Below are 17,811 nucleotides of genomic sequence, written 5' to 3' on the forward strand. Positions count from 1 at the left end.
TGCTCCTCTGTGTCGTCACGGGGTGGAGTCGCGTGGAGTCGCGTGGAGGCGCCGGGTGGGGCGCTCCGTCACAGCTGCCCCCGGTCCCGTATGCCGGGGCCGGGGCCGGGGCCGGGGCCGGGGACGGTCACCGTTCTTCCTGGGTCAGGCCAGGTCGTGCGGCCCGAAGGCCTGGGGCAGGACCTGGCTCATGGTGAGTACACCCTCGGGGGTGTCCATCAGGAGCTCGGGCCCGCCGTGTTCGTACAGCAGCTGACGGCAGCGCCCGCACGGCATGAGCGTGCTGCCCCGGCCGTCGACGCAGGCGAACGCGGTCAGGCGTCCCCCTCCGCCGGAGTGCAGGGCGCTGACGAGCCCGCACTCGGCGCACAGGCCGACCCCGTAGGAGGCGTTCTCCACGTTGCAGCCGGTGACGGTGCGCCCGTCGTCGACCAGGGCCGCGGCACCCACCGGGTACTGCGAGTAGGGCGCGTAGGCGCGGGTCATGGCCTCGCGGGCAGCACCGCGCAGCGCCTGCCAATCGACCTGGGCCGGTGTGGGGTTCATGAGCGGTTCGCCCTCCATTGTTGGCCGATACCGGCTGGTGCCCGCAGTCTCTGTGAGGCCAGCGAGAGCACCAGCAGCGTCGCGATGTGCGGACTGTAGGTGGACAGTTCGCGTGGCAGCGAGTCGGTCCCGAAGTACCAGAACAGCAGGAGCGCGGCGACGCCGACTGTCACAGTGGCCAGTGCGGTGGTGCGTTCCTTGCGGCCCCACATCGACACCAGCGCGACGAGCGCACCGAGCACGGTGCCGGCGACGAAGACGGTGGTGGTCTCCGCGGCGGGAAGTGCGGTGAAGGAGCCGAGCCAGTAGGCCAGCGCCGCCACCGTGACCAGCCCGACCGCGACCGTGGCCAGGACTGGTGTGTCGGAGGTGCGGGTGCCGACCAGGGCCAGTAGCAGGCCCACCAGCAGGAGCAGGCCCGAGGCGGGCAGCAGGATGTCCGAGAATCCGGCCGGCGGCCCGGCGGAGACGAACGCGTACACCAGGGCACCGGCCACGGCCGCCACAGCGCCGGCCCGGCCGATCAGGGAGCGGCGCGCACGCCACACGGCCCAGGCCAGCAGGGCAGCCACGAAGAGCAGGAGCAGCGCGTGGATGGCCGCGCCGCCGCCGCGCACCTGCAGGGCGTCGGTGTAGCCGAACAGGCTCGCGCCCATCGCCAGTCCGCCGGGGCGCCAGTTGCCGAAGATCATCGCGGCCAGACCGATGTAGCCGCGGCCGCCCGTCTGGCCTTCCTGGTAGATGTTGGATGCCACCATCGACAGGAAGGCACCGCCCATACCGGCCAGACCGCCGGAGACGATCACCGCGGTGTACTTGAGGCGGTAGACGGCCACACCGAGGCTCTCCGCGGCGTCGGCGTTCTCGCCGACCGACCGCAGGCGCAGGCCGAAGGTGGTCCTCCACAGCACCAGGTAGCTCAGCGGGATCATCATGATCGCCACGAAGGTCAGCGCGGACATGTTCGTGGTCAGTCCGACGACGAAGGAGGCGGCGTCACTGACGAGGAAGGTGCCGCTCGCCGCGAGCGGCTGGAGCAGGTCGGGCAGCACCGGCAGCGACAGGGTCGGGAAGTCCGGGGTCGCCGGTGACTGTGCGGCACCGGCCTGGGGCACATCCGCGTAGACCAGGATCGACAGGTAGCGCATGGCGCCGAGCATGAGGATGTTGATGGCCACGCCGGAGACGATGTGGTCCACGGCGAAGGTCACGGTGGCCACCGCATGGATGAGGCCACCGGCCATGCCCGCGACCACACCGGCGAGCATGCCCACCCAGGGATCTCCGGTCGACCAGGCGAAGTAGGCGCCGAACCAGGTCCCCAGGATCATCATGCCCTCGAGACCGATGTTGATGATGCCGGCGCGTTCGGCCCACAGACCTCCGAGTGCGGCCAGGAAGATGGGGACCGCGAACACCAGGGTGGTGCTCACCGTTCCGGCGTCGGTGAGCATGTCCTGGCCGGTGACCACACGTAGACCGGACAGGGCCACGAAGACCGCGCCGAGCAGAGTGAGGAAGCGCCACCGGGCCCACCCTACGGGGCGTGCGGGGGTCTTCGCGGTCGGCTTCACGTTGAGTTCCTGGCTCACTTCGCCTCCCCGGGGGACTCGACGGTCCGGCCGAGCTGCTTACCGATCTCCTGCTGCTGGTATCTGCGGCCCCAGCGATGCACCACCTCGTAGACCACCACGACGGTCAGGACGATGGTGGCCTGGGCGATGACAGCGATCTCCTGCGGTGTGTCGTCGAAGGGCAGGATGCCTGCCGACTGGTCGAGGAAGGACCACAACAGCGCCGCGAAGATGATGCCGACGGGGTGGTTGCGGCCCAGGAGCGCGATGGCGATCCCGATGAAGCCGATACCGGTGGGGAAGTCCAGCGCGTAGTGGTGGGAGTGTCCGAGCAGCTGCGGCAGCCCCACGAGCCCGGCGATCATGCCCGAGAAGAGCATGGACAGGAAGACCATCCTCTTGACGTCCACGCCGCTGGCCTCGGCCGCGGTCTTGGACTGGCCGGTGGCACGCAGCTCGAACCCGAACCGGGTGCGGTTGAGCATCCCCCAGTACAGGAACCCCACCACGGCGGCCAGGACGATCATGCCCCAGATCTCGTTGTCGGAGCCGAGGAACCCGGCGGGGATGCCCGGGATCCACGAGGACTCGGGCATGGGCGGGGTGCCGATGTTGTTGGTGCTCAGCTCCACCGCGAGGCGGTCGGTGCTGAGCAGGTAGGCGGTGATACCGGTGGCGATGGAGTTGAGCATGATCGTGGAGATCACCTCGGACACGCCCCGGGCCACCTTGAGGTATCCGGCGATACCGGCCCACACACCGCCGACCGCGACGGCGGTGGCGATGATGACGATCTGGCTGACGACCGGCGGCAGCATGACGTAACCGCCCACCGAGGCCGCGAGCAGGGCCGCGAGCCGGTACTGGCCGTCCACGCCGATGTTGAACAGCCCCATCTTGAAGCCGATCGCCACAGCCACGGCGGCCAGGTAGTAGGTGGTGGAGGTGTTGATGATCTGCACCATGCTGTCGGGCCGGGAGCCGAACTCCAGCATGCGCCCGAAGGTCTCCATCGGGGCGATACCGCTGAGCTGGAGTACGGCGCCGGTGACCCCGACGGCGATGACAGCCGCGGCCAGGACCGCCGCGAAGGACAGCGCGAGCATGGCCGACAGGCGGTGGAAGAGCACGAAGGCCAGCGCGGCGCCGACCATGGCGCCCAGGGGGGCGGCGACCTCGGCGATGAGCTGCAGGTCCAGGAGCCAGGCGGCGGCCAGACCGCCGGCCAGAGCCAGCACCAGCGACATCGGGGCGACCAGCACCTTGTGCAGGGGCGTGCCCTCCTCCTCGGCCCCGGTGGCTGCGAGCCGGCTCTCGTCACGGGTGCGCGGCGCGGTGGCGGCCACCAGTACGAAGGCCAGGCCCACACCGATGAGCAGGGCGGCCCACCAGAGCAGGAACAGGTCGAGAACCGCGGTGGTGGCCACACCCAGGATCAGGGTCAGGCCGAGGACGGCGGAGGGGGCGAAGGTGCGGGGAGCGGTCTCAGTCATGCTCCGTCCTCGCCTTCGGCGTCGCGGGTCCGGTCGGCACGGGGATCACCTTCCGTGTCGTCGGCGTTGTCGAGCCCGGCGCCGGTCATGGCGGAGCCGAGTTGTTCCGGGGTGACGCCGGTGGGGTCGGCCTCGGCGACCAGGCGGCCGCGGAGGATCACGTGCAGGGTGTCCGACATGCCGATGAGCTCGTCCAGGTCGGCCGAGATCAACAGGACGGCCAGTCCGGCGGCTCGGGCCTCGCGCAACTGCTCCCAGATGGCGGACTGCGCGCCCACGTCCACACCCCGTGTGGGGTGGGCTGCCACGAGGAAGCGCGGTCGGCCGCTCATCTCCCTGCCGATGATGAACTTCTGCTGGTTGCCGCCGGAGAGCGCGTCGGCGACGACGTCGATGCCGGGGGTGCGCACGTCGTACTCGTCGACGATGCGTTCGGAGTCACCGCGTGCCCCGGACCGGTCCAGCCAGGGGCCGCGCACGCTCGGGGGGCGGGTCTGGTGGCCCAGGATCCGGTTCTCCCACAGGGGGGACTCCAGCAGCATGCCGTGGCGATGGCGGTCCTCGGGGATGTAACCGACCCCGGCCTCGCGGATGCGCAGGGTGGACCACTCGGTGATGTCGGTGCCCTCCAGGAGGATGCGGCCGGAGCTCAGGGCCTGCATGCCCATGACGGCCTCGATGAGTTCCGACTGGCCGTTGCCCTCGACACCGGCCACACCGACGATCTCGCCGCGGTGCACGTCCACGGAGACGTCGTCGACGACCGGACGGCCCTCGGGGGAGAGGACGGTGATGCCCTGGAGGGAGAGCATCACTCGGTCGGTGACGGTGGACTCGCGCAGCTCGGGGACGGGGAGTTCCCCGCCGACCATGAGCGTGGCCAGCTCACGGGCCGAGGTGTGTACGGGGTCGACGGTGTCGACCGTGGTCCCGCGCCTGATCACGGTGATCCTGTCGGCCACCGACAGGACCTCGTCGAGTTTGTGCGAGATGAAGATGACCGTGAGGCCTTCACGCTTGAGCTCGCGGAGGTTGTCGAAGAGCTCGTCGACCTCCTGGGGCACCAGGACCGCGGTGGGCTCGTCCAGGATGATGGTCTCGGCGCCGCGGTAGAGGACCTTGAGGATCTCCACACGCTGGCGGTCGCCCACGCCCAGCTCCTCCATGAGGCGGTCGGGGCGGATGCCGAGCCCGTACTGCTCGGACAGTGCCAGAATGCGTGCGCGCGCCCGGCGGCCGATACCGTGGCGGCGCTCGGCGCCCAGGACCACGTTCTCGAGCACGGTGAGGTTGTCGGCCAGCATGAAGTGCTGGTGGACCATGCCGATGCCCTGTTTGATGGCGTCGGAGGGGGAACTGAAATGTACGGGTCCGTTCCGGACGAGGATCTCGCCCTCGTCGGGCCGGTGCATTCCGTACAACGTCTTCATCAGCGTGGATTTGCCCGCGCCGTTCTCGCCCACGATGGCGTGCACGGTACCGGGAGCCACGGTGATGTCGATGTCGTGGTTGGCCACGACGCCGGGAAAACGTTTGGTGATCCCCCGCAGCTCGACGGCGGGGGGCGCATCGGTTCCCCCACCCGATGGCGTGCTGCTCATCTCTCTCCTCATGGAAACGGCGACGTGACGGATCGGACCGGGTCACGGCCTTTCGACGCCGACGTCGCGGAAAACGGCGGTGGAGGCGGCACCGGAGGGGTGCGGGAAGGTTCCCGCGCTCTTTCGGCACCGCCCTCGCCAGGACATCGCGGGCGGCCCGTGTGGGGCCGCCCGCGATGGAACGGTCGATCGTGGCCGCCCTAGGGCTCGGTCGGGACCTCGATCTCACCGTCGATGATCTGCTGCTTGAGGTCGTCGAGCTCACCCTGGATCGGTTCGATGGCCTCCTCGTTGGACTGCGTGTAGTCCACTCCGCCGTCGGAGAGGTCGAAGCGCTGGACGCCGCTCTGGGGCTCACCGTCGACGGTGGCCTCGATGAGGTCGTAGACGGCGACGTCGACCTGCTTGATGGCCGAGGTCAGCACGTAGGACTTCTGCTCGTCGTCGGCGTTCTGGTACTGGTCGCTGTCGACACCGATGAAGGTGAGGTCGTTGTCGGCGACGGCCTCCAGGACACCGTTGCCCGAGGCGCCGGCGGCGTGGTAGATCACGTCGGCCCCGCGGTCGTGCTGGGCCTGGGCGGTCTCGCGGCCCTGGGCGGGGTCGGTGAAGCCGCTGATGTCCGGCGGCTGGCTCAGGTAGTCGACCTCGACCTCGACGGAGTCGTCCACGTGCTCGACGCCCGCGAGGTAACCGGCCTCGAACTTCTTGATGAGGGGGGTCTCGACACCGCCGACGAAACCGACGTGGTCCTCCTCGGTGGTCAGCGTCGCGGCGGCGCCGGCCAGGAAGGAGGCCTGCTCCTCGGCGAAGACCAGGCTGGTGATGTTGTCGTGTCCCTCGATCTCCTCGTCGACGATCGCGAAGTTCACGTCGGGGAACTCGGAGGCGACGCTCTCGATGGGCTCCTGGTAGGCGAAGCCGACCCCGATGACGAGGTCGTAGCCCTCCATGGCCATGTTGCTGAGGCGGTCCTCCTTGTCGGCGTCGGACTCACCGTCGGACGGCTCGAAGTCGGCGCTCTCGATACCGAGCTCTTCCTCGGCGCGTTCCAGCCCACGGAAGGCCGAGTCGTTGAACGAGCGGTCGCCACGGCCGCCGACGTCGTAGGCGAGACCGACCTGGACGGTGTCCGTGTCCTCCCCACCGCCGGAGGCGTCGCCACCGTCGCCCTGTGCGTTGTCGCACGCGGTCAGCGCCAGTGCGCTCGCCGCTGCCACGGCAGCGAACTTCGTTGCGTTCGTACGCTTCACTTCGGAACTCTCCCCTTCGCACTCTCGGCGGTCCGGACATTCGCGCTGAACCGGCCTGAGTTCTGCTGCCGGACGATATCTGGTGGCATAAACCACACCTAACGGACGAGCCGAGTTGTTATGAAGGCGAGAGCGGAGCGACACGGGGACTTACCGGCCAGCTACACAAGGCGCACCGAGGCCCGGTTCACGGGACTTCCCCACAGCTTCCAGAAGGGCCGGAAAACGCTCTCACCCGCCATGACGACACGGAGCGCCACAAAAATCACCCACAGTTTCCCCACCAGAGTCATGGGTCGCTGGTCCGTACCGGACCAACCACGCGTCGGCGCACCGGTGCGCCGCACCTCCGGAGGCGCCGATCCCTTCTCAGCGCCGCACCAGGAAGTCCACGACGGCCTGCCGGAAGGTCCGCGAGGAGACCGCGTTGACGTGGTCACGGCCGGGGACCTCCACGTGGCTGCCGCCCCGGTCGCGGGCGAGCTGCTCGGCACCGACGGCGAGCGTGTCCCGGGCCCCCGCCACCAGTAGGAACGGGATGCCTTCGGGGGCCGGGTCGGGACGGAAGGGCCTGGCGGCCTGCCCACGTGCGCAGGCCGCCAGGGCGGCCGCGTCGTTGCCGGGCAGGGCACTGACCGTGCGGAAGACCTCGTCGAAAGGGGTCCCGCCCTCACCCAAGGAGTTCAAGTCTGTTCCGGCAAAGGCATCAGTGGGCCCGAAACCCCCCAGAACCAGGCGCCGCACCCGCTCGGGCGCGCGCAGGGCCAGGTCCCAGCCCAACCGGGAACCCATGGAGTACCCCACGACGTCGACCCGGTCCGCACCGAGCTCGTCGAGGAGTCCGACCAAGTCCTGGGAGAAGCGTTCGGGCAGGTAGGCATCGCCGTGGGTGGGTTTGTCGCTGCCGCCGTGCCCGCGCAGGTCCGGGCCGATGGCACGCAGTCCTCGGCTCTCCAGCTCCTGAGGCCATCCCGCGGTTTTCCAATTCATCTCGAAGTTGGTTCCGAAACCGTGCAGGAGAAGCACCGGAACCGCGTCCGCCGGGGATCCCGGACGCAAATCCGCATAACGCATTACGACGCCGTCGGTGAGGTTCGCAGGCATGAATCCTTCAATCGTTTTCCTGAGCGGAGACCATCCGGGGCGGGCACGGTTTCCGTTCGTGCTTTCCAATGAACAGGGGCAGCAATCCCGGTGCGTTGTTCGTCGAATCACCCGAAGGCGCTGCCGGGGGTGGAGGCACAGTACCCCGGCAGCGCGGGCTCATTCGGAGGGCGGGGTGAGGCGTACTCGCCTGCGAGGCCGGCTCTCCTCCTCCGGGACCGTACCGACGATGCCGGCGCGGGGCCCCTCGGCCGCGGCCACCGCGAAGGTCACCAGGGGCGCACCCACCCGGACGACCTCGTCGGGGCCGGCGTGCAGTTCGACGACGCGCCCGTCGTGGGGCGAGGGGATGATCACCGCCGACTTGGTGGTCTCCACCTCCACGAGGGGGTCGTTGCGTGCGATGTCGTCCCCGGCCTCGACCTCCCACTCCAGGACGGTCGCTTCTACCAGGCCCTCGCCCAGGTCGGGGAGGGTGAAGGTGATGGTCTCTTCCGCCATGTCGGTATCAGTACTCCAGGGTGCGCTGCACAGCGAGCAGCACACGGTCGATGGTCGGCAGGTACTGGGGCTCGAGCGGGCCGGCCGGGTAGGGCACGTCGAAGCCGGTGACCCTCTGCACCGGGGCCGCCAGGTCACCGAAGCAGGCATCGGTCACCCGGGTGGCGATCTCGGCGCCGAGGCCGGCGGTCAGGGGTGCCTCGTGCACGACCACCGCGCGCTTCGTGCGGCGGACCGATGCGGCCAGGCCCTCGGTGTCCAAGGGGGTGAGCCAGCGCAGGTCCAGGACCTCGAGCTCGACGCCGTCCTCGGCGGCCAGCTCCGCGACCTGGAGGCAGCGGTGGACCATGGCCCCCCACGCGATGAGGGTTCCGTGGCTGCCCCGCCGCACGACACGGCTGGTGCCGACCGGTTCTGTGGGTTCGGCCAGTTCCACGGGGCGCTTGTCCCAGTAGCGCGCCTTGGGTTCCATGAACACGACCGGATCGTCGCAGCGCACCGCCTGCAGGAGCAGACGGTAGGCCTCGCCCGGGTCGGAGGGCACCGCGACCTTGAGCCCGGGGGTGTGGGCGAAGAGCGCTTCCAGGCTCTCACCGTGGTGTTCGGGGGCTTGGATGCCGCCGAAGGAGGGCAGGCGCAAGGTGACGGGCATGGGCATGGCACCGCGGGTGCGATAGTTCATCCGGGCGACCTGGTTGACGATCTGGTCGACGGCCGGATAGGCGAACCCGTCGAACTGCAGCTCGGGGACGGGTCTCCACCCGTTCATCGCCAAGCCCACGGACATGCCCATGATGGCCGACTCGGCCAGGGGGGTGTCGAAGACGCGGTCGGCCCCGAACTCCTTCTGCAGGCCGTCGGTGACACGGAAGACCCCGCCGAGGGTACCGACGTCCTCACCGAAGACCAGAGTGTCGCCGTTCTCGGACAGCAAGGTGCGCAGGGCCCGGTTGAGGGCCTGCTGCATGGACAGTTCGACGACCGGACCGGTGGCGGTGTCGGCGGTGTGTTCGATCAACTCGGTCACAGCTCGACCTCTTCCTTCCAGGTACGGCGCTGCCGGGTCAGCTCCTCGGTGTGCTCCCGGAACACGTGCGTGAACAGTTCGCTCCCGTCGGGTTCGTGCGCGGTGGAGACCCCGTCCCGGATACGCCGGGCCTCCTCCAGGGCCTGTCCGTCGATCTCGGCCAGTGCGGCCTCGTCGGCGTGTCCGGCGGCGGTGAGGGCCTCGCGCAGCAGGGCGACGGGGTCGCGGCGGCGCCAGCGTTCGGCCTCGGAGTCGTCGCGGTAACGGCCGGCGTCGTCGGAGGTCGAGTGGGGTTCGACGCGGTAGGTGAGCGCCTCGATCAGGGTGGGGCCCTCGCCGCGGCGTGCGTGTGCGACCGCCTCGGCGGTGGCGTGGTGGACCGCTCCTGCGTCGTTGCCGTCCACGAGCACCCCGGGCATGCCGTAACCCTCGGCGCGGGCGGCGATCGATCCGCCGGCGACCTGGCGTTCGTTGGGTACCGACAGGGCCCACTGGTTGTTCTGGCAGAAGAAGACGACGGGGGCCCCGTAGACACCCGCGAAGTTCATGGCCTCGTGGACATCGCCCTCGGAGCTGGCGCCGTCACCGAAGTAGGCCAGGGCCACCCCGTCGTCACCGCGCAGGCGTTCACCGACCGCCCAGCCGACGGCGTGGGGTACGGGGCCGCCGACGACGGCGTTGACGGCGCCGAAGCGGGAGGCGGCCACGTCGTACAGGCCGCCGTGCCACAGGGCGCGGTGGGTGGCCATGTAACCGACCATGTCGACCCCGTAGGCCTGGGCCGCAGCCATCTCACGGTAGGTCGGGAACACGAAGTCGCGTGCGGGGTCGAGCGCGGCGGCGCTGCCCACCTGCGCGGCTTCCTGTCCGCGTACGGAGACGTAGGCGGGAAAGACGCCTTGGCGCTGCAGTGCGACGGCCTCGGTGTCGAGATCGCGAGCGGTGCGCATGTGACGGTAGAGCTCGCGGGTGAGGTCGGGGGGCAGGTGGTCCACGGTGATGGATCCTCGGCCCACGGACGCGTGCTGTGGCATCTGTAGCGGCTCCCAACATGGCCCCTGAACACGTGGCGTGGGCGGGGCCGGGCTCTTCACTGTCCTGCTCGATTCTGCGTCGCATTCGACACTTTTGGTAGATACACGCCCGTAGTTGATACAGATACGAACGAGATCAGGATTTCGGTCCGCTTTCGTCCAACCCGGTTCGCGAATGGACCGCGAAAACGACACACGACCCTGTACACCGTGAAACGGGCTCACCGCCCCTGGACGGAAACGTGCGGCCCTGAGGATGCGACCGCCAGACGTCGGAATCAAAGCCCCCTGGCCGGACATTCGTCATGGTTCGGGGTCTTCTACAAGACAAACGGCCGATTCGGGCGTGAAGCGGTGTAGGGGTCCGCCGGTACGGGAAGCCCCCACTCGATTCGTCGTGTCCACCGCGGGTACAGTCGTCATCCCACCGGCGACCTCGTTCCCCCTCCCCCCGATCCCCCGTCCCCCGCCCCGTCTCGCCACCTGAGATCCCGATGGACGAAGTCATCGTTTCCCTGGTATTTCGTTGGCCCCGTCCTTCGTCGCCGACGACTGCGAAGGGCCTCCGCGAGCACAAGAGCACACGAGGAGCACGCACATGGCCATGGGCGACCAGCGTCGCAACGGTCGGCGTCCCGACAGCACCGACCAGACGATCCTGAGCGCGCTCGCCAAGGACGCGCGAACCGGCATCACGGAGATCGCAGCACTGGCCAACGTCTCCCGCGCCACCGCCTACAACCGCATCAAACGGCTCACCGACGACGGGGTCATCCGCGGATACTCCGTGGTCACCGACCACACGAAGATGGGACTGGGCGTGACCGCGCTCGTGCTCATCTCCGGCAGCCAGCCCGACTGGCGGGCCAACCGCGAAGTGCTCTCCTCGTACCCGGAAGTGGAGTACTGCTGGTACGTCGTGGGCTCGGCCGACATCGTGCTCCTGGTGCGGGTGGCCAACACCAACCAGCTGCGCGACCTCATCCTGACCCGCCTGCAGTCACTTCCGGGTGTGACCGCCACCCAGACCCTCACCGTCATCGACGAGGTCGTGCACCGACCCGTGGTCGAACCCTCCGAAGAGACCGGCTGAGCCGACCGTTCACCGGCCGCGCACCAGGCCCGATACCGAGGACATCACCTCGGCGAGCATCCGAACGCCGCGAACGCGGGTCGGGCCCGGACGGTCCTCGGCGTCCAGGACCACCTCGGCGTAGGCCTTGAGCTTGGGTTCGGTTCCCGAGGGACGCAACGTCACCCGGCCCCCGCCCTCGAGACGGAACCGGAGCGCGTCGGTGGGCGGGAGTTCGGCGTGCCCGGCCGAGAAGTCGTCCACCCCCTCGACCGCGAAGGGGCCGAACGCCTCCGGCGGGTCCGACCGCAGCCGGCGCATGATCCCGGTGAGCAACGACAGGTCGGCCACCCTCATCGAGAGCTGCTCGGTCAGGTGCAGGCCGTACCGCTGGGCCTGGACGTCCAGCAGGTCCACCAGTGTGCGCCCGTCGCGCCTGGCCCACGCCGCCAGGGCCAACAGCACCAGCGCCGCACCGATCCCGTCCTTGTCCGCGACCGGGCGTCCTTCGTCCCCGCCGACGCAGTACCCGAGTGCCTCCTCGTAGGAGAAGACCCGTTTGCGGTGCCCGCCCGCGCGTGCCAACCACTTGAACCCGGTCAGGGTCTCGTCGAAGTGCACCCCGTAGGCGCGGGCGATACGCCCCAGCAGGGTCGAGGAGACGATGGAGGCGGCCACGGCACGCTCGCCCGAGGTGTGTTCCAGCACGTACTCGGCCAGCAATCCGCCGATCTCGTCACCGGTGAGCATCCCGTGCCCGGGCACCGCCACCGCGAGCCGGTCGGCGTCGGGGTCGTTGGCCACGACCACGTCCGCGCCGTTGGCCTCCCCGTCGCGCAGAGCCCGGTCCATGGCGCCCGGTTCCTCCGGGTTGGGGTAGGAGACCGTCGGGAAGGCCGGATCAGGGTCGAACTGCTCGGCCACGACCTTCGGACGCGGGAACCCGGCCCGCTCCATCGCGGCCATCAGCACCCGTCCGCCCACACCGTGCATGGCGGTGTAGGTGACGTCGATCTCCCTGGGGCCCTCCGGAACCAGGGCCGTGACCGCAGCCAGGTACCGCTCCAGGAGCTCCGGGCCCAGCCTGGCCCACTCCGACCCCAGAGGCAGCTCACCCACCGCACCGACCCGGTCGATGGCCGCGGAGATCTCGGTGTCGGCCGGGGCGACGATCTGGGTCCCTGCGTCCTCCCCCGAGCCTCCGACGTAAACCTTGTAGCCGTTGTCCTGGGGCGGGTTGTGGCTGGCGGTGACCATGACCCCCGCGTCGGCGCCCAGCTCGCGTACCGCGAAGGCCAGGACCGGGGTGGGCAACGCACCCGGCAGGACCGAGACCCGGTGCCCGGCCCCGTCGAGTACGGCGGCGGTGTCGGCGGCGAAATCCTCGGACCGGTACCGGGCGTCGTGTCCGACCACCACGTGGCACTGCCGGTCACCGAGCCAGCTGCCCAGCCCGGCTGCGGTACGCATGACCACCACACGGTTCATCCGGTTGGGGCCCGCGCCCAGGGCGCCGCGCAGACCGGCGGTGCCGAACTCCAGGCGGGAGCCGAAACGGTCCTCGAGGTCGGCCACGGCCCGGGGGTCGTCCGCCTCCGCCTGTTCCAGGAGGGCCGACAGCTCCGCACGGGTGGCGGGGTCGGGGTCCTGGGCGAGCCACGTCCGGGCTTCGGCGAGGACGCCGCTCATCGGGCGGGGCCGATCTCGGCGACGATGTCGGCCAGCATGCGCCCGACCCGGTCGGCGGAGTCGCGGCCGGTGGCCAGGACCTCCTCGTGGTCGAGGTTGGCCCCTTCCAGCCCGGCGGCGATGTTGGTGACCAGGGACAGTCCCAGGACCCGGGCCCCGGCGGCCCGGGCTGCGATCGCCTCCAGCACGGTGGACATCCCGACCAGGTCGGCCCCCATCGCGCGCAGCATCCGGATCTCGGCGGGGGTTTCGAAGTGGGGGCCGGGCATCGCCGCGTACACACCCTCGGCCAGGTCCGGAGCGACCGAGCGTGCGGTCTCGCGCAGTTCGGAGCTGTAGGTCTCGGACAGGTCCACGAAGGTGGCCCCGCTCAGCGGCGAGCGGGAAGTCATGTTGAGGTGGTCGGTGATCAGGACCGGCGAGCCCACAGCGTAGTCGGGGCTGATACCGCCGGCGGCGTTGGTCAGTACCACCGTGCGGGCGCCGGCGGCCACGGCGGTGCGCACCCCGTGGACGACGGCGTCGGTGCCGTGGCCCTCGTACAGGTGGGTACGCCCCAGGAAGGCCAGCATGTGGCGGTCGCCGTCGGAGATGCTGCGGATGGTGCCGCTGTGGCCCTCCACCCCGGGCGGGCGGAAGCCGGGCAGCTCGGCGGCGGGCAGTTCGTGCTCGCACTCGCCCAGCAGGTCGGCGGCCGGGGCCCATCCGGAGCCCATGACGAGCGCGACATCGTAGGCGTCCGCACCGGTGTGCGAGCGCAGTTCGGCCGCGGCCTCCTCGGCGGCGGCCTGAGGTGTGCGGGTCACTGGGTGTTCTCCGTTCGTTCGTCCCGGGGGCCGGCTACCCCGTGCACCCCGGGGTCCATGGGACGGGACAGGATCTGTTGCGGCCCGCTCGGACCGTCGTGGTGGTCACGGCCGGTCGGGACGAACCCCGCGGCCAGATAAGTGCGCCTGCCCGCCTCGTTGGCGTGGTTGACGCACAGCACGATCTCGGTGGCCCGCGGTGCGACCTCGGCGACCAGGGGATCGAGCACCGGAGCCGAACAGGCCGCCCGTCCGATGCCGCGGCCCTGCCATTCTGGCGTGACGTAGTAGGCCCGCAGCAGAGCCGCCCGTTCCGGTGTGTCGACCAGGTCGCGCAGGTGTCCGCGCCGGTCGACGATGCCGAACCCCGCACAGGTGTCCAGGGCCTCGGCCCGGTCCCGGGGCCGGAAGCCGGCCGGCACCACCGCGAACGGGATGCGGTCGGGGTCGGTGTCGGCCTGGGGCAGGGTGTGGACGGCCTCGGTGACGAACCGGCGCTGGTCGGGGGCGACCCGCTGGCGCACCACCGCCTCGCGCAGTACTCGGGCCTCCTCCGTGCCGTGGTCCAAACGGACCAGGCGCAGGACCGCTCCCGTCCCGCCGTGGCCGGACGGGGCACCGGTCGTCGAGGTCGACACACCACTCCTTCCCTCTGGCGGACCGGCAGCGGTCCGCGGCGCTCACACCCCGATCGGGTGCCAGACCGTCTTGGTCTCCAGGAAGGGTGACATACGCGAGGTGCCCGGGTCGGGGTCCAGCCAGGCGCGCTCGCCCGCACCGTCCTCGGGCCCCGGACGCAGGACCCGGGTCAGGGTCTGGGCGGCGGCCTCCTCGAAGGCGGTGGCGTGCTCCCCGGCCCCGGACAGGTCGAGGGCGTCGACGTCGGCGTGCGCAGCCAGGTGCGGTCCGATCTCACCGGTCCGCCCGGTCAGCAGGTTGATCACCCCGCCGGGTACGTCGGAGGTGGCCAGCACCTCGGCCAGGTCGACAGCGGCCAGGGGCCCGGGTTCGGACGCCACCACCACGGCTGTGTTGCCGGTGGCCACGACCGGGGCGACCACCGAGGACAACCCCAGGAGTGGGGCGTCCTGCGGGGCGAAGACCACGACCACCCCGGTCGGTTCGGGAGCGGAATGGTTGTAGTAAGGGCCCGAGACCGGGTTGGAGCCACCGATGACCTGGGCGAACTTGTCGGTCCAGCCCGCGTAGTACACCCAGCGGTCGATGGCGGCCGAGACGATCGTCTCGGCCTCGGTCCGGTCGGTGCCCCGGGCAGCCACGAGCTGGTCGGTGAACTGGGCTCGGCGGCCCTCCATGACCTCGGCGACCCGGTACAGGATCTGGCCGCGGTTGTAGGCGGTACGGCCCGACCAGCCGGCGAAGGCCTTGCGCGCGGCAACCACCGCGTCACGGGCGTCCTTGCGGGAGGAGAGCGAGGCGTTGGCCAGGTGGGCTCCGTCGGCGGAAGTCACGGGGTAGCTCCTGCCCGATTCCGAGCGGGGGAAAGCCCCGCCCAGGTAGAGCTTGTAGGTCTTGCGGACCGAGAGGCGGGCCGGGGCCTGCGCGGCCTTCCGGGCCGTCTTCTTCGCGTCGGTGCGCCGCTCAGCCAAGGTAGGCCTCCAATCCGTGCCGCCCGCCCTCGCGGCCGTATCCCGACTCCTTGTACCCGCCGAAGGGGCTGGCCGGGTCGAGCTTGTTGAACGTGTTGGACCAGACCACACCGGCGCGCAGGCGCTCGGCGGTCCAGAGCATGCGTGAACCCTTCTCGGTCCACACCCCGGCGGAGAGGCCGTAGGGGGTGTTGTTGGCCTTGGCCACGGCTTCCTCGGGTGTGCGGAAGGTCAGTACCGACAGGACCGGGCCGAAGATCTCCTCGCGGGCGACCCGGTGGGACTGGCTGACGCCGGTCAGGAGTGTGGGCGCGAACCAGTAACCGGCCGTGGGCAGGTCGCAGGCCGGTGACCAGCGTTCGACCCCTTCGGCCTCTCCGCTGTCGGTGACCTCGCGGATGCGGCTGAGCTGGTCCGCGGAGTTGATCGCGCCCAGGTCGGTGTTCTTGTCGAGCGGGTCGCCCACACGGATCCGGGAGACACGTTCCTTCAGGCGGGACAGGAGCTCCTCGGCGACCGATTCCTGCACGAGCAGGCGCGACCCTGCGCAGCACACGTGGCCCTGGTTGAAGAAGATGCCCGTGACGATACCCTCGACCGCCTGGTCCAGGGCTGCGTCGTCGTAGACGATGTTGGCGCCCTTGCCGCCCAGCTCCAGGGTCAGGCGCTTGCGGGTGCCGGCGACCGCGCGGGCGATGCCGCGCCCCACGGCGGTGGAACCGGTGAAGGCGACCTTGTCCACCCCCGGGTGTTCCACGAGGGTCCGCCCGGTCCCGCCCGCGCCGGTGACGATGTTGACCACGCCGGCGGGCAGGTCGGCCTCCTGGCAGATCTCGGCGAAGACCAGCGCGGTCAGGGGTGTGGTCTCGGCCGGTTTGAGCACCACGGTGTTGCCGGTGGCCAGGGCCGGGGCGATCTTCCACGCCAGCATGAGCAGCGGGAAGTTCCACGGGATGACCTGGGCGGCCACACCGAGCGGGCGCGGGTCGGTGCCCAGGCCCGCGTGGTGGAGCTTGTCGGCCCAGCCCGCGTGGTAGAAGAAGTGCGCCGCGGCCAGAGGCAGGTCGACGTCGCGGGTCTCCTTGATCGGTTTGCCGTTGTCCATCGTCTCCAGGACGGCGAGCTCACGGGAGCGTTCCTGGAGGATGCGGGCGATCCGGAACAGGTACTTGCCGCGTTCGGCCCCGCTCATGGGGCCCCACACGTTCTCCTGCGCCTGCCGGGCCGCGCTCACGGCGCGGTCCACGTCGGTGGGACCGGCCACGGCGACAGTGGCGAGTGCGCTCTCGTCGGCCGGGTTCAGGCTGGTCAGGCTCTCCCCGCTCTCGGCCGGGACGAACCCGCCGTCGACGAAGAGGTCGTAGTTCTCGCGCAGTGTGACGACGGAGCGGGACTCCGGCGCGGGCGCGTACTCGAGGATCTCTGCCACGTCTGTCAGTCCTGCGTGTAGTGGTCGGGGCCCGGGTAGGTGCCCGTGGCCAACCTGGTGCGCTGCATGAGCAGGTCGTTCAGGAGGCTGGAGGCACCGATGCGGAACAGGTCGGGTGTGAGCCAGTCCGGCCCGGCGGTCTCGTTGACCAGGACCAGGTTGCGGATCGCGCCCTTGGTGTCGCGGATCCCGCCCGCGGGTTTGACCCCCACCCGGCGGCCGGTGTCGCGGTGGTGGTCGCGGACGGCCTCCAGCATGACCAGCACCACGGGCGGGGTCGCGGCGGGCGAGACCTTGCCCGTGGAGGTCTTGATGAAGTCGGCGCCGGCACGGATCGCCAGGTGGGAGGCGCGGCGCACGTTGTCGAGGGTGGCGAGCTCGCCGGTCTCCAGGATGACCTTGAGGTGCGCGTCCCCGCAGGCCTCCTTGACCGTGGTGATCTCCTCGTACACCTTCAGGTAGTCGCCGGACAGGAACGCGCCCCGGTCGATGACCATGTCGATCTCGCTCGCGCCGTCGGCGACCGCCGCGCGGGTGTCGGCGAGCTTGGCCTCCAGGGGCGCGCGGCCCGACGGGAAGGCGGTGGCCACGGAAGCCACGCCGATGCCGGTACCGCGCAGGGCCTCCACGGCGATCCCCACCCGGTCGGGGTAGACACACACCGCGCCGGCGGAGGGGACCGTGCGGTCCTCGGGGTCCGGGCGGGCGGCCTTGGCGCACAGGGCCCGGACCTTGCCCGGGGTGTCGGCGCCCTCCAGGGTGGTCAGGTCGACCATGGAGATGGCCAGGTCGATCGCGCGGGCCTTGGCGGTGGTCTTGACCGACCGTGTGGACAGGTCCTTGGCACGGGCCGCGGCGCCGACCTCGTCCACGCCGGGGAGTCCGTACAGGAACGCCCTCAGTTCTCGGTCGGTCACCGCCTCGGGCGCGGATGCTGTGTTGGGCACGGGCACCTTCAGGGTCGACGGTGTGCGGGACTCCGGCGCGGCCCGGCGGAGTGTCGTGCACCACGTCCGGCGTCGCCAGGCAGCACCCTAACGCCGGGGTCGGCGGCCGTCAGCACACGTACGCT

The 17,811-nt window shown here is 70.4% G+C and carries 16 protein-coding genes; 1 reads left to right on the plus strand and 15 read right to left on the minus strand.

Features of this window, described 5'->3' with window-relative positions:
- Positions 1 to 144 precede the first annotated feature (144 nt).
- The 9 genes from D456_RS0111775 to D456_RS0111815 form a co-directional block, all read right to left on the minus strand.
- The gene (locus D456_RS0111775) at positions 145 to 564 is read right to left on the minus strand and encodes a cytidine deaminase (protein ID WP_017576384.1); all 420 of its coding nucleotides are present in this window, start codon (positions 562 to 564) and stop codon (positions 145 to 147) included.
- The gene (locus D456_RS0111780) at positions 543 to 2,138 is read right to left on the minus strand and encodes an ABC transporter permease (RefSeq protein ID WP_017576385.1); all 1,596 of its coding nucleotides are present in this window, start codon (positions 2,136 to 2,138) and stop codon (positions 543 to 545) included. The genes D456_RS0111775 and D456_RS0111780 overlap by 22 nt, the downstream gene beginning before the upstream one ends.
- The gene (locus tag D456_RS0111785; protein WP_017576386.1) at positions 2,135 to 3,613 is read right to left on the minus strand and encodes an ABC transporter permease; all 1,479 of its coding nucleotides are present in this window, start codon (positions 3,611 to 3,613) and stop codon (positions 2,135 to 2,137) included. Before D456_RS0111785 ends, D456_RS0111780 begins: the two co-directional genes overlap by 4 nt.
- Positions 3,610 to 5,214 carry an ABC transporter ATP-binding protein gene (locus D456_RS0111790; protein ID WP_017576387.1) on the minus strand — a complete coding sequence of 535 codons (1,605 nt, stop codon included), beginning with the start codon at positions 5,212 to 5,214 and terminating at the stop codon, positions 3,610 to 3,612. Before D456_RS0111790 ends, D456_RS0111785 begins: the two co-directional genes overlap by 4 nt.
- 200 nt (positions 5,215 to 5,414) lie before the next feature.
- Positions 5,415 to 6,467: a BMP family lipoprotein gene (locus D456_RS0111795; RefSeq protein ID WP_026115784.1), complete on the minus strand. Its 1,053-nt coding sequence runs from the start codon at positions 6,465 to 6,467 to the stop codon at positions 5,415 to 5,417.
- 369 nt (positions 6,468 to 6,836) lie between these two features.
- Positions 6,837 to 7,571: an alpha/beta fold hydrolase gene (locus D456_RS0111800; RefSeq protein WP_017576389.1), complete on the minus strand. Its 735-nt coding sequence runs from the start codon at positions 7,569 to 7,571 to the stop codon at positions 6,837 to 6,839.
- Between the two features lie 159 nt (positions 7,572 to 7,730).
- Complete coding sequence (locus tag D456_RS0111805) at positions 7,731 to 8,072, minus strand: biotin/lipoyl-containing protein (protein WP_017576390.1); 342 nt, start codon at positions 8,070 to 8,072, stop codon at positions 7,731 to 7,733.
- A 7-nt stretch (positions 8,073 to 8,079) separates the two neighbouring features.
- The gene (locus D456_RS0111810; protein ID WP_017576391.1) at positions 8,080 to 9,099 is read right to left on the minus strand and encodes an alpha-ketoacid dehydrogenase subunit beta; all 1,020 of its coding nucleotides are present in this window, start codon (positions 9,097 to 9,099) and stop codon (positions 8,080 to 8,082) included.
- Positions 9,096 to 10,133, minus strand: coding sequence for a thiamine pyrophosphate-dependent enzyme (locus D456_RS0111815; protein WP_051049448.1), 1,038 nt, complete (start codon positions 10,131 to 10,133; stop codon positions 9,096 to 9,098). Before D456_RS0111815 ends, D456_RS0111810 begins: the two co-directional genes overlap by 4 nt.
- A 598-nt stretch (positions 10,134 to 10,731) precedes the next feature.
- Here D456_RS0111815 and D456_RS0111820 point away from each other — a divergent pair.
- The gene (locus D456_RS0111820; protein ID WP_017576393.1) at positions 10,732 to 11,226 is read left to right on the plus strand and encodes an Lrp/AsnC family transcriptional regulator; all 495 of its coding nucleotides are present in this window, start codon (positions 10,732 to 10,734) and stop codon (positions 11,224 to 11,226) included.
- A 9-nt stretch (positions 11,227 to 11,235) separates the two neighbouring features.
- On the opposite strand, the gene D456_RS0111825 is transcribed toward D456_RS0111820, so the two are convergent.
- The 6 genes from D456_RS0111825 to deoC are packed head-to-tail and all read right to left on the minus strand — an operon-like array spanning position 11,236 to position 17,692.
- A complete protein-coding gene (locus tag D456_RS0111825) occupies positions 11,236 to 12,894 on the minus strand; it encodes a phospho-sugar mutase (RefSeq protein ID WP_017576394.1) in 1,659 nt (552 codons plus the stop codon).
- Positions 12,891 to 13,700 (minus strand): purine-nucleoside phosphorylase, encoded by an 810-nt coding sequence (locus tag D456_RS0111830; protein WP_017576395.1) that lies wholly within the window; start codon positions 13,698 to 13,700, stop codon positions 12,891 to 12,893. Before D456_RS0111830 ends, D456_RS0111825 begins: the two co-directional genes overlap by 4 nt.
- Positions 13,697 to 14,338, minus strand: a complete 642-nt coding sequence (locus tag D456_RS0111835) for a GNAT family N-acetyltransferase (RefSeq protein ID WP_017576396.1) — start codon at positions 14,336 to 14,338, stop codon at positions 13,697 to 13,699. The genes D456_RS0111830 and D456_RS0111835 overlap by 4 nt, the downstream gene beginning before the upstream one ends.
- Before the next feature lie 42 nt (positions 14,339 to 14,380).
- Positions 14,381 to 15,310, minus strand: coding sequence for an aldehyde dehydrogenase family protein (locus tag D456_RS0111840; protein ID WP_017576397.1), 930 nt, complete (start codon positions 15,308 to 15,310; stop codon positions 14,381 to 14,383).
- Complete coding sequence (locus D456_RS0111845; RefSeq protein ID WP_017576398.1) at positions 15,303 to 16,739, minus strand: aldehyde dehydrogenase family protein; 1,437 nt, start codon at positions 16,737 to 16,739, stop codon at positions 15,303 to 15,305. The genes D456_RS0111840 and D456_RS0111845 overlap by 8 nt, the downstream gene beginning before the upstream one ends.
- A gap of 5 nt (positions 16,740 to 16,744) precedes the next feature.
- Complete coding sequence (gene deoC, locus D456_RS0111850; protein WP_017576399.1) at positions 16,745 to 17,692, minus strand: deoxyribose-phosphate aldolase; 948 nt, start codon at positions 17,690 to 17,692, stop codon at positions 16,745 to 16,747.
- Between the last annotated feature and the right edge of the window lie 119 nt (positions 17,693 to 17,811).

The sequence above is a fragment of the Nocardiopsis kunsanensis DSM 44524 genome, assembly GCF_000340965.1.
Lineage (GTDB): Bacteria > Actinomycetota > Actinomycetes > Streptosporangiales > Streptosporangiaceae > Nocardiopsis > Nocardiopsis kunsanensis.

Excerpts from the sequence above, each read along its gene's own strand:
- D456_RS0111775 (WP_017576384.1), bottom strand. The coding sequence starts at position 564 with ATGGAGGGCGAACCGCTCATGAACCCCACACCGGCCCAGGTCGATTGG.
- D456_RS0111785 (WP_017576386.1), bottom strand. The coding sequence starts at position 3,613 with ATGACTGAGACCGCTCCCCGCACCTTCGCCCCCTCCGCCGTCCTCGGC.
- D456_RS0111790 (WP_017576387.1), bottom strand. The coding sequence starts at position 5,214 with ATGAGCAGCACGCCATCGGGTGGGGGAACCGATGCGCCCCCCGCCGTC.
- D456_RS0111800 (WP_017576389.1), bottom strand. The coding sequence starts at position 7,571 with ATGCCTGCGAACCTCACCGACGGCGTCGTAATGCGTTATGCGGATTTG.
- D456_RS0111805 (WP_017576390.1), bottom strand. The coding sequence starts at position 8,072 with ATGGCGGAAGAGACCATCACCTTCACCCTCCCCGACCTGGGCGAGGGC.
- D456_RS0111815 (WP_051049448.1), bottom strand. The coding sequence starts at position 10,133 with ATGCCACAGCACGCGTCCGTGGGCCGAGGATCCATCACCGTGGACCAC.
- D456_RS0111820 (WP_017576393.1), top strand. The coding sequence starts at position 10,732 with ATGGCCATGGGCGACCAGCGTCGCAACGGTCGGCGTCCCGACAGCACC.
- D456_RS0111825 (WP_017576394.1), bottom strand. The coding sequence starts at position 12,894 with ATGAGCGGCGTCCTCGCCGAAGCCCGGACGTGGCTCGCCCAGGACCCC.